This window comes from Alphaproteobacteria bacterium, assembly GCA_026400645.1.
Lineage (GTDB): Bacteria > Pseudomonadota > Alphaproteobacteria > Paracaedibacterales > CAIULA01 > JAPLOP01.
The window spans coordinates 1-11693 of record JAPLOP010000029.1; the positions used below are offsets into that span (position 1 = coordinate 1).

Consider the following 11693-nt stretch of genomic DNA (forward strand, 5'->3'; position numbering starts at 1 on the left):
ATAAGACGGTATCGATTCTGGGTAAGACCGACAGAGGTGTTATGGCCCATTATTGAATCGGGAGCCGGATGCCTTAATTGGGCAAGTCCGGTTCTGAGGAGGGGGGAAGCTTGAGTGATTGGCTTCCTCTACTCAACTAGGTTTTAAGGAAAAGGGCTCAGAAAAATTCTGGGCCCTTTTGTCATTACACTCAAATAGTCTTTAAAAATTCCCCATGACCCATCCAATTTTTCTTGAAATTCCTTATAGTGATCCTGTTAACCTTTTTGCTCCTCTGGCGCATGACAAGGGGGCGTTGTTCTTTGATTCTGTCCCGGCAGGGGATCTGGAATGGCCAAAGGGTACAGGGCAATACAGTTTTTTTGCAACAGACCCCGTTTATACGCTGAGCAGTAAAAATGGGGATATCGACTTTCAGGGCGATGGTGTGCGTGGGGATCCCTTTTCGATCCTCCAGCAAAGCTTGAAAAACTTTTCGATCGACCATTTGCCAGATTTGCCACCGTGGCAGGGTGGGGTTGGGGGATTTTTTTCCTATGACCTTTGTCATCATTTGGAAAAACTGCCTAAAGCCAAAATCGATGATATGAATTTTCCTGATTTAATGCTGGGCTATTATGATGTTGTTGTGGCCTTTGATCACATCCAACAAAAAGCCTGGATTATTTCAACGGGGTACCCAGAAATGGATCCGGCGCGTCGCTTGGCCCGGGCCCAGCAACGGTTAGGGGTGCTTCATAGTCGTTTGAGGCCGAAGAAGGTTTTGGATCATGGGCCAGTTCTATCCAATCTATCCTGCAATTTTGAGCAAGAATCCTATCAAAAGATCATCCAAAAAGGGATCGATTATATCTATGATGGCGATATTTTTCAGGTTAATTTATCGCGACGCCTAAAAGGCAAGCTACCGGATGGGTGCGATTTATTCCGACTGTATTGCCGTTTGCGGGCATTAAATCCAGCGCCTTTTTCTGCTTATTATAATTGTGATCCGGTTTATATTTTGTCATCCTCCCCTGAACGGTTTTTGTCCTTGCAGGGCCAGCATATCGAAACGCGCCCGATCAAGGGTACGGCACGACGTCCAGCCAACCCATCGGAAAACAGGGCAGATGATCAGCATTGCTTGGATGTGCTTCGTCACAGCGCAAAAGATCAGTCGGAAAATATCATGATTGTGGATCTGTTGCGGAACGACCTTTCCCGTGTGTGTTTGCCCCATACCGTTAAAACGCCAGCTTTGTTGGAAATTGAAACTTATGCAACGGTCCATCATCTTGTCTCCACCGTTACGGGGACGTTAAGGCCAGATTGTGATGCGATTGATCTGTTGCGCGCAACTTTTCCCGGGGGGTCGATTACGGGTGCCCCAAAAATCAGGGCGATGGAAATTATTGCGGAACTGGAGCCAACGGCCCGGGGGCCTTATTGTGGGGCGATTGGATATATTGGATTTGATGGATTTATGGACACAAATATTGCGATTCGGACGATTGCTGTTAATGGACGGGATGTTTGTTTTCAAACGGGCGGGGGGATTGTTGCTGATTCTGATCCCTTGGCTGAATACGAGGAAACAATCACAAAGGCTGCCGCGTTGAGCAGGGTGCTGTGTGGGGTGTGACGCGTTTCGCGCGTCGGGGCGGATGGCGGATGGGGTGGGATTCGAACCCACGAAGGAGTTCCCCCCTTGCCGGTTTTCAAGACCGGTGCCTTCAACCGCTCGGCCACCCATCCATTTTTAGTCCTTGAAAACTGTGTCTATAGTGGCTGAATTTTCACAAAACGGCAAGCTTAATTTTTAATTTTGTGGGGGGGTTGTCGCAGCAAGGGCATCAACAGTCCAGCCAGAATCCATAAAACGGCCAACCACCACGTTTGCCAAAAGCCCAAATTCACAAAGGCAATAACGCTGCTTGTGGTAAGGAGCCCCATCGGAACTGCCAGGGCCATACCTCTGAACGGTAGCAACGCTTGCAGCAGTCGAACAATGAGCAGGGTTCCAAGGAGCGCCCCAATCACACCCAGCTCCAGCCACCATTGCAGGGGGGCATTGTGGGGGTGTATGGGGATTTCCCTTGAGTTGATGATGATTTCTTGGTCCGCGTGGTCAATCATCGGCCATTTTTTTTGTGCTCCACCCAATTGGTCGTGGCGGGAACTGTCTAATCCATAGCCAAGCATCCAATTATTTTGTATCTTTTCACCAATCGCCTGCCATATATAAAGGCGATGCACATAGCTATAGCTACGCATGTTTTGGTTAATGTCATGAATCCGATCGACGGTTAGGAAAGAATGAACAGCAAAGGGGGTGACCAGGATTGTTATGATGGCCAGAATTTGGGCAGATCTTACGGTGACCTTTGGCATTAAAAAACATAAACCAAAAACAACAAGTCCCACCACTAATCCGACGCTGGTGGAATCGCAATCGATAAGGGAAAAGATCAGAAAAGCCGCCCCTAAAAATAATGTTATGCTTGCCGCCGATCTAAGCCACAAGATGCACAACCATGCTGACAGGGAAATCGCTAACCCAAGGGGGATAAATGCTTTTGCCGATGATTTTTGCCAAAGATTCTGCCAGGGATTTCCCAAAATATAGTCAATCCCCAGGAAAACAAAAGACGTGATGACTCCTAAAAAAAGCCAGCGCAAAATTTTTGAATGCTCGGTTTCAGAATAATCCTTAAGAAGCGAACACCACCCAATACCAAAACCCCAAATCAGCAGCAATCTAAATGAAAGCGCCAGGGATTCCAGTGAGCCCAAGGACCAAATGGAGCTTATCCCCCCCCAAAGAATTAGGCCTAAGATCGCAAGGGAAATAGGGGATTTAATATCAGAGGATGTAATGGAACCCGTTAAAAGGCCAACCATTCCCCCCAGTGCCAAAAGCCAAATCGCACTTCTTGGGATAAAAAATGCCATGGGGCACAACAAAAAAACGATGACCGAGGCCGTAGCAAGGCGATGCTGGTGAATACGCTGAATCATCGGCTCATGCCCAATATAATCTCCCACGATTCTGCATCAATGGGCATAACCGAAAGACGAGACTGCCGCACAAGGGCAAGGGACTGCAGTTGTGGATGGGATTTTATTTGTGTTAGACTCACAGGATTAACCAATTCTTTAACATACTCTATACCTACCATGCCAAATCGTCCCGTAGGATCAGTTGGATCCGGATGATAAGTTTCAATAACTTTAACAATTCCAACTACTTTTCTATCATACATCGAATGGTAAAAAAAACATAAATCGCCAATTTCCATCGCCTTTAGGTTATTGGATGCCTGATAATTGCGCACACCATCCCAATGGGTTGTCCGCCTTGTTTTTTGTTGTTCCCACGACCATGTCGATGGTTCCGTTTTAATGAGCCAATAATTCATAAGTATTTAATTCGTAAGCATTTGAGTGGTAAAAACCTAGTCATTTTCCCATTCAGATTGGTTGAGCAAAAGCGACTGTATGGCATCGTCTACGGCCTTGCCCTGATACAAAATATCATACACGGCCTGACAAATAGGCATGCGTACATTTTTGAGGGCTGCCAGGTGGTGAACGGCTTCCGCTGTGTAGACACCCTCTGCTACCGTGTGGCGGGAATCCATAATTTCTTTTAGGGATTTCCCGTCCCCAAGGGCCAAGCCCAGCGCCATATTCCGCGATTGCAAACTGGAACATGTCAGTATCAAATCACCGACGGCCGAAAGCCCCAGAAATGTCTCGCTCTTTCCACCAAGGGCAACCCCAAGGCGCCGCATTTCGGCAAGGCCTCGCGTGATAAAGGCTGCATTTATATTGTTGCCCATTTGACGCGCGACAACAATTCCACTGGCAATGGCCAGGACATTTTTAACGGCCCCGCCAACCTGAACCCCGATGGGATCGTCGCTTGTATAAATACGAAGCGATGGCGTCCTAAGGGATTTTGCGAGGTCTTCAATAATGCAAACAGATGACGAAGCCAACGTTGCAGCAGCGGGCAAACCCTTTGCCACTTCGATTGCAAAATTTGGACCTGATAAAACGGCCAGTGGGTTGGTTTGGAAAATTTTCCCCAATACGGATGTTAAAAGCGAATCTTTGGTAACGGGGCTGATCGTGCAGTCAATCCCCTTAGAGCAAATAACGATGACGGTGTGTGGGGATATAAATTCTTGGATTTTCAATCCCATGGTCCGTGAATATTGTGCCGGAACTACCCACAAAATAATATCCATATCAGAAAGGAGCGCATAATCCACGCTAACCTGCAACGATTCAGGCAATGCAATATCGGGCAGATATTTTTTATTTTCCCGGTCGGCGTTCAGTTCGTTTGATTCTTCGGCGAAGCTTGGAAACAGTGTGACGTGATTTTTGCCCCTTGCCATAGCAACAGCCAAAGCTGTTCCCCATGCACCAGCGCCAAAGACGGCAATTTTTTTAGTTTTCATTTTGTATCCAATTCATTTCCCATAAGATCACACAAGGGCCATCGCGGGCGCGGCGCAAACGACAGATCATCAACCAATCCTAATCGCATTCGCTCTAACCCTGCCCAGGCAATCATTGCGGCATTATCTGTGCACAGCCGAAGGGGTGGCGCCAAAAATGCCAATCCATGTTGATCACAAACAGTTTGTAACCGATTTCGGATTGTTTGATTTGCGGCGACTCCTCCGGCTACTACGAATGATTTTACAGATGCTGGTATCATTTGAATAGCATTATTGGCTTTTTCTGCCAAAGATTCCGCAACTGTGTGTTGAAAGCAGGCTGAGATATCGGCAGCCATTTGTTCGGAAAGGGGTTGGCTTTTTTGGATCAACAAGCGTGTGGCCGTTTTAAGACCAGAAAAGGATAGATCGCATCCAACCCGGCCAGACAGGGGGCGCGGCAAATCGAATCGATTGGGGTCGCCCAATTTTGCGCACTGTTCAAGGGCTGGCCCCCCAGGGTAATCAAGTCCCATCAGTTTTGCAATTTTATCAAATGCCTCGCCTGCGGCATCGTCGATAGTCCGTCCCAAAACATGATAGCGACCAAGTCCGGATACCAAAACAAATTGGCAATGACCGCCCGATGCCAATAACAATAAATAAGGGAATAGTAGGTCGTGCGTCAAACGTATGGTTAAGGCGTGCCCCTCTAGGTGGTTAATCGCCAGGAGTGGTTTGTTCAGGGCAATCGCCATTGCTTTGGCTGCCATGATCCCGACCAAAACACCGCCGATTAATCCAGGACCCCCTGTAACGGCAATGGCATTAATCTGATCAAGCGATATGTTCGATTCGGTCAAGGCTTGTTGAATGATTTTGGGTAGATAATTCAGGTGTGCCCGCGCTGCGATTTCGGGGACGACCCCGCCATAGGGTTCGTGTTCCTCGATTTGCGACAGGATCACGTTTGATAGGATGCGGTCCGATGGGGCAGCGCTGCCTTGTACAACAGCGGCTGCCGTTTCATCGCAACTGGTTTCAATGCCAAGAATTTTCATGGGGATTTTTTAGAAAGGAAGCAGGGTTATGGAGTCTTTTTGTTGGGCGAATTCCCTCAACCGTTGAACTGTTTCGCCCTTACCCAGCACATCCATCATGTCAAACAAACTTGGCGAGGTGGTGCGACCGGTTAGCGCGATCCGCAATGGTTGTGCCAAATCACCCAGCTTTATTCCCAGGGTCACTGCCGTTGATTTAATCATGTCGGCGATGGCATTATGGGTAAAAGGATCCAGGCCCAAAAGATTCTGAATAACAACAGTCACAAAGTCCCGATTTTGGGCTGTATTGAATTTTTCCGCTTTTTCGTCCCGGGGCAGCACACAAAAGTAAACCAAGCTATTGTCAGCTAATTCCAGCAACGTTTTTGCCCGTTCCTTGAGGCCATTCATTCCATTCAGTAGAACCCTTTTTTGTTCAGGTGTTAAGGAGATTCCATGTTCTTTGATCAGGATCGGTTCCAACAAATCCACCAATCGCGCATTATCACAGGTCCGAATATAGTGCGCATTGAGGTTTGTCAATTTTGCCAGATCAAATCGTGCCGCAGACCGCCCAATTGCTGGCAAGTCAAACCATTCAATTGCTTGTTCCATGCTGATAATTTCGGCATCGCCATGACCCCATCCCAATCGTAATAAATAATTACACATCGCTTCGGGCAAAAAGCCCATATCACGATACGTTTCGGCCCCAAGCGCCCCATGACGTTTCGATAATTTGGCGCCATCTGGTCCATGAATCAGGGGGATGTGGGCAAATTCCGGAACCATCCACTCGCATGCCATGTAAAGATGCATCTGGCGGAACGTATTGGTTAGATGGTCATCTCCGCGGATAATATGGGTGATCCCCATATCGTGATCATCCACAACAACCGACAGCATATATGTTGGCGTTCCATCGGCCCGCAACAGAACCATGTCATCAAGCTGGCTGTTATCCAAGCGAACGATTCCCTGGACGTGGTCATTTAAAATCGTTTCCCCATCATGTGGGGCCTTGAATCGCACAACGGGCGCGATACCCTGGGGGGCATCCGCCGGATTTCGGTCACGCCAATGGCCGTTATATCGGGGGGGGAGTCCGTTGGCCCGTGCATCCTCGCGCATTTGGTCCAGCTCAGCCGGGGAACAATAGCAATGATACGCCTTTCCATCGGCCAGCAATTGATTGGCAACCTCCGCATGGCGTGCCGCCCGTGAAAATTGAAAAACGGGTTCATCGTCCCAATCCAGACCAAGCCACCGAAGGCTATCAAAGATCGCCTCGACGGCTTCGGGTGTTGATCGGGCGCGGTCGGTGTCTTCTATCCTCAGAAAAAACTTACCCTGATTATGCCGCGCAAACAACCAATTGAACAGGGCTGTGCGCGCCCCACCGATATGCAGATACCCTGTGGGCGAGGGGGCAAAACGTACGATTATGGGATGGGACATTATTGAACGGTCTCTTTATATCCGGCTTTACTTAAAATATAATTCGTCCATTTCTCTTCTGTTTTTGTCCATTTCTCTTCTGTCCTTGCCCATTTTTCATCCAACCTGTTCCAGCGTTCCTCGGATCTCGCCAGTCTTTCATCGAGCCTTCTATCCAGCTCTGCCCATCTGTCCTCGGACCTTCTGACATCCTCTCGGTGAACGGCATCCATTCTTTCCATGCTGGCCCTAAATTCAACCCGATTGTTTTTCATATCTTCGTCAAGGCGCTTGATATTTTCTTTCGTATCCCTGTGAAAGGCGTACGTCATTCCAGCTAGTGTGAAAATAATTGTTAATGTTTGAAACCAGTCCATTGACGACTCCATCCTTTTTGACTTTACTGTAGATTATATAGAATTAAATTCACATAAGTCAAGCCAGATCTATGGTTTCATGAATTCTGATAATCTTATAGCATGGGGTGTCATTTGTTGCCAATGATTTCGGGTTGACTCACAAATTACCAACGAGCAGGTAGTAAAACCATAAAAATTCGTGCCCATGGATATATTTTGGGCAAATTGGTGAACTGCTGGATTGTGCCCAATGATCATTGCAATTTCATACTGCTGCGGAATGGTGCGTACTTTTTGCCACAGCGCTTCGTAACTTGCAAGATACAAATCATCATCATAGTCGATTTTTGTTGTGCTGGGGAGAAGGGGGCGAATCCCCTCTAATGTTTGTCGTGTTCGCTTTGCATTTGAGCACATCACAAGTTCAACACCTGCTAGTTGCGTCTTTAATTGAGACCGGATGGATTCCAATTCATGCATTCCAGCCATCGTGATCGCTCTGTCCCTGTCGTTTTTTCCGAACTGCTCTAGCTGAGCCTGAGCATGGCGCATAAGAATAAGACGCTTCATAAATTATGATGCCTGTATAAGGTTTATTAACGAATCACCCATTACACTTAATGCTAGAGCAACAATTTTTTCAAAGCAAGACATTGTGTCTGATTTAAATGATAAAGATATAAAGAACAAAATCGCGTGGCTTCAGCTTATCCGAACGACAGGCATTGGTCCGCTAAAATTTTGGCAGCTCATCAAAAAACATGGATCCGTTAATAATGCCCTTGAGGCTTTGGACAATTGCTGCCCGTACGATGTGGCCCTGGCAGAATATAAAAAACACACTCAACGGTCTTATGGGTTGTTGGCTGCGTTTGAAAAAGAATTTCCCCAAATCTTAAGGAAACTGCCCGATTGCCCGCCCGTGATCAGTGTTTGCGGTGATGTGGGTCTGCTCAATAAAGCAGCCTTGGCGATCGTTGGGGCCCGAAATGCATCTTTATCGGGGCGGCAATTCAGCGAAAAAATCGCTAGGGATTTGGGGGCTGCAGGCTGGGTTATTGTATCCGGGTTGGCCCGTGGTATTGATGATTATGCACATCGCGGATCTTTGGCATCGGGGACTGTTGCTGTGGTGGCCGGCGGGATCGATCAAATTTATCCGCCGGAGCATAAGCAGCTTTATGAGGCGATTTCAAAGCAGGGGATCATTATTTCAGAAATGCCATTTGGAATGCCGCCTGCTGCCTATTTGTTTCCACGAAGGAATCGAATTATTGCGGCCCTTTCCCATGGTGTTGTCGTGATAGAGGCTGCAATGGGATCAGGATCATTAATTACCGCACAATATGCATCCGAACAGGGGACCGAAGTATTTGCCGTTCCGGGTTCACCATTGGATCCGCGTAGTCGTGGATGTAATTACCTTTTGAAACAGGGGGCCGTTGTTACCGAAAGTGTCCAGGATGTCTTGAATGCGATCACCGTTGTGCCCCAGGGCGAGGATGATGGATCAACAGGCCCACAAAAAACGGTGGCATTTTTATCCCGGGAAAAGGAGGTTATTCCCCCGCACGAATTTAAGCTTCGGCTTTTGGCGGACCTTGGAACTGTCCCTATTTCGGTTGAGAGTTTACTGAGTCAATACGATTGCCCGCTGCCGCATCTTTTGGGTATTTTGACAGAACTTGAAATGAATGGTCAGATTCAATGGCATTCTGGGAGCATGATTTCTTTGGTTCAGGACCTGTCCCCAGGTTGACGGGCCCAAGCAGTGATGATTCCTGCCATAGTAAACAGGATGATATTATCGTTCAGATCGCCTGATTTTAGGGCATTGAGTGTGGCAAAGAAAAGCAGAATGACGCAGGATATCGATAAAGAGGATTGATGTTTTGGTGCAAATGAGATGGTTTTTAAGACCGAAATCCCAAATGCCAGCCCCAAAATGCCGCCGATAATGCCCGTTTCAGCCAAAACTTCCAGTGCAATGTTATGGGGATGTTGCCATGGCAGATCGCCCAAATTGCGATAGATTGGCCACCCCCCTAGCCCTAATCCTATAAATGGGTGTTCGGTGAAGGCCAAAAGGGCGGAACGATAATAGTCAAATCGTGTAGACAGCGGTTCATCAGCGTGTGTCGGGTCAAATACGGGTAAAAAGCGGATCCAGAATTGACATAATTCCGTTTGAGAAAGCCAGCTAAACAGGATGTAAGTCACAATTGATATCGCCAGAAAATGAAATAAATGACGGCGATATAGGGGGCTGTCGGGGCCCACAACCCCATTGCCATAAAAAAGAACCAGAGACAAAAATGCCGCCAGGACAGGGCCGCGTCCACCCAAATGAAATTGGATGGTGCAAAATGTCCCACACAGGAACATTAATATCCAATACAGGGGGTGGCGACCTTGTCTCAGCTGAAAAAAAGACATCACCATCAGCAACAAAAATCCAATTCCGATAGTCTGCCCTGCAACCAAATAGTTATTTCCCAGCACATCCCCCATTTTTCCGTGCGTTAAAAACGACAGTCGATAGGCTTCCCCCTGTACAAAAAATGAAAACAGGATAATGATCCAAAGGAAACGTTCCAACCGCTTTGGATCGCGGCCGGTGATCAGATGGCCAATAAAAAAAGCAGGTAGCGTATAGACCAAAAAACAAAGAGCTTTGCTGGTTGTGTAAAAGGAGGATGGCGCCCAAATTGTGCTGAGGATGATCCATGTGCTAAAAAGCAAAAAGGTAACCGTGCTTTGGTTGAAAAATTTTCCTTTGGTCGTTTTCCGGTAAAGAATAGCAGTATAGGGGATCAAGATTACAGCTAACAAAAGCGTTACATCGGGGGATAAAAAAACAGAGTGCGCATTCTTATATTGCGATGAAAACAAGAATAAAATGAAAAGGATTTCAATCACTGTATTTGCCGATAAGCGTTTTTTCTGGATTGCAATGGCGCAAAAATAGCCACGACAATCCAGGATAAGTATTGAGGTTATACTAGGAAAGGCGACTCAATCTTGTGAGGGGCTTCATAACAGTTTCTTTTAGCCAATCTTTGACCGCCCGAAGTACACCAAGCTCCTGTTGGGCGTTTCTATAAGCCTGAAGAGCCACCTGGTTCTTTCTATGATAGTCACTGAGTTTCTTTGCTTGTTCCACTTCGTTTTCTTCTGAAGCGGCCGAATCATAGTCCGCGTTGATTAAATGCAATCGTAAGGAAGCCTGCTGAACGGCCGCGTTGGCTCCGTCATAGAAAATTGGAAAATTTTTAAACCAATCATTGAGTGTCCTTTGTGTGTCCCCTAGATCTTCGCTACATATGGCACCTCTTAAGATTGATTTGATTGCTTCTTTTTGGCTTGATTGGGGTAGTCTTGTATCTATATTAACAAAATCAAAGAACAATGTTGATGTTAATTTTTCGAATCCGGTGGTGTAACTTACCAAAGATTCGTCCACAAATCGTTGTTGATACATAGGCTGCTGATGCATATAAGGCATCTGGGCTGCCATTTGAGCCGGCAGATTGCTTGGCATAAACAAATGCCAGGGAATGATGGTGTCGGCAATATTTTTAATCACTTGAATGTTTTTGGCTGCGCCTGAATAAAAATTATGAATCTTGTTGGATTCTGCTTGTTTTATTTCAAGGAATTTTTGTCGTGTTTGCGCTGTTTCCAGGAACATCGCAGCCTTATTCATTATGCATTGCTGGTCAAGGCAGGTCCCCCTTTGATCCGTTGGCACCGAACCAATCAGACGAGCAGATCCATCTGTTTGATAGGTTCTTTTGAATTGTGATTGCAAGATGTCAAGTGCTGATTGCTTTCCAGCGATATCATTGTTGAGTTTATTAATTTCTGCCCGGGCCGCATAACATTCCCCAAGGGACCGTGCGGCTATTGCTTCAAAAACCGAATTGAGGGAGCTTATCGTCAAGGGTTCGGATGAATAAGAATCCAAAGATCCTCCATGGGCGACAAGGCTTGTTGATGTGAGGGATGAATTTAAGGTTCCTTTGTGTTCTGCATCCTCTAGAGAGGCTGCTGCTGATGTGCTAGCGCCGTAAGCAATCGGCATCATCTTTGAAATCAAAGAAATACCCATCAAAAGAAAAAGAGTTCGTATTGTGTGGCTCATTATATTTATCCATATGTAAATTTTGTAATGAAGAATAGATAAGACTAAATATCACGTCATGTCAATGTTTTTGCGTCAGAATTTTGATGGATTACTGTGGGATTTCGGGGAAATGGATTATTAATAGCCGATACAAAAAGACAAATTCATAGGATAAAAAAATAAATTAACTCTATATTAATAAACGCAACATACATTCTATACTGAAGAGTTTTCAGTAGAAAAGGTATTTATATGCGCAATATAAGTTATTTAATAAACATTGCCTGTTTATCTT

11 protein-coding genes and 1 tRNA gene are annotated in these 11693 nt (G+C 46.3%); 2 read left to right on the forward strand and 10 right to left on the reverse strand.

The window, feature by feature from the left end:
* Nucleotides 1-214: 214 nt before the first annotated feature.
* Nucleotides 215-1624 (forward strand): aminodeoxychorismate synthase component I, encoded by a 1410-nt coding sequence (gene pabB / locus NTX76_04780; GenBank protein ID MCX7338575.1) that lies wholly within the window; start codon nucleotides 215-217, stop codon nucleotides 1622-1624.
* A 23-nt stretch (nucleotides 1625-1647) separates the two neighbouring features.
* Here pabB and NTX76_04785 read toward each other — a convergent pair.
* From NTX76_04785 to NTX76_04820, 8 genes are all read right to left on the reverse strand, one after another.
* Nucleotides 1648-1737, reverse strand: a tRNA-Ser gene (locus NTX76_04785).
* A gap of 57 nt (nucleotides 1738-1794) precedes the next feature.
* Nucleotides 1795-3000, reverse strand: a complete 1206-nt coding sequence (locus NTX76_04790; protein MCX7338576.1) for an O-antigen ligase family protein — start codon at nucleotides 2998-3000, stop codon at nucleotides 1795-1797.
* Nucleotides 2997-3401 carry an EVE domain-containing protein gene (locus tag NTX76_04795; protein MCX7338577.1) on the reverse strand — a complete coding sequence of 135 codons (405 nt, stop codon included), beginning with the start codon at nucleotides 3399-3401 and terminating at the stop codon, nucleotides 2997-2999. Before NTX76_04795 ends, NTX76_04790 begins: the two co-directional genes overlap by 4 nt.
* A gap of 36 nt (nucleotides 3402-3437) precedes the next feature.
* Nucleotides 3438-4451, reverse strand: a complete 1014-nt coding sequence (locus NTX76_04800) for an NAD(P)-dependent glycerol-3-phosphate dehydrogenase (GenBank protein MCX7338578.1) — start codon at nucleotides 4449-4451, stop codon at nucleotides 3438-3440.
* Nucleotides 4448-5494: a tRNA (adenosine(37)-N6)-threonylcarbamoyltransferase complex transferase subunit TsaD gene (gene tsaD, locus NTX76_04805; GenBank protein ID MCX7338579.1), complete on the reverse strand. Its 1047-nt coding sequence runs from the start codon at nucleotides 5492-5494 to the stop codon at nucleotides 4448-4450. Before tsaD ends, NTX76_04800 begins: the two co-directional genes overlap by 4 nt.
* A 9-nt stretch (nucleotides 5495-5503) precedes the next feature.
* Complete coding sequence (gene gltX, locus NTX76_04810) at nucleotides 5504-6934, reverse strand: glutamate--tRNA ligase (GenBank protein ID MCX7338580.1); 1431 nt, start codon at nucleotides 6932-6934, stop codon at nucleotides 5504-5506.
* On the reverse strand, nucleotides 6934-7290 hold the full coding sequence (locus tag NTX76_04815; protein MCX7338581.1) for a hypothetical protein: 357 nt from the start codon (nucleotides 7288-7290) through the stop codon (nucleotides 6934-6936). Before NTX76_04815 ends, gltX begins: the two co-directional genes overlap by 1 nt.
* A gap of 69 nt (nucleotides 7291-7359) precedes the next feature.
* Nucleotides 7360-7842 (reverse strand): histidine phosphatase family protein, encoded by a 483-nt coding sequence (locus tag NTX76_04820; GenBank protein ID MCX7338582.1) that lies wholly within the window; start codon nucleotides 7840-7842, stop codon nucleotides 7360-7362.
* An 85-nt stretch (nucleotides 7843-7927) separates the two neighbouring features.
* On the opposite strand from NTX76_04820, the gene dprA reads away from it, so the two are divergent.
* The gene (gene dprA, locus NTX76_04825; protein ID MCX7338583.1) at nucleotides 7928-9031 is read left to right on the forward strand and encodes a DNA-processing protein DprA; all 1104 of its coding nucleotides are present in this window, start codon (nucleotides 7928-7930) and stop codon (nucleotides 9029-9031) included.
* Here dprA and NTX76_04830 read toward each other — a convergent pair.
* Complete coding sequence (locus tag NTX76_04830; protein ID MCX7338584.1) at nucleotides 9010-10191, reverse strand: O-antigen ligase family protein; 1182 nt, start codon at nucleotides 10189-10191, stop codon at nucleotides 9010-9012. The two genes, dprA and NTX76_04830, sit on opposite strands and share 22 nt — an antisense overlap.
* Nucleotides 10192-10273: 82 nt before the next feature.
* Complete coding sequence (locus tag NTX76_04835; GenBank protein MCX7338585.1) at nucleotides 10274-11416, reverse strand: hypothetical protein; 1143 nt, start codon at nucleotides 11414-11416, stop codon at nucleotides 10274-10276.
* Between the last annotated feature and the right edge of the window lie 277 nt (nucleotides 11417-11693).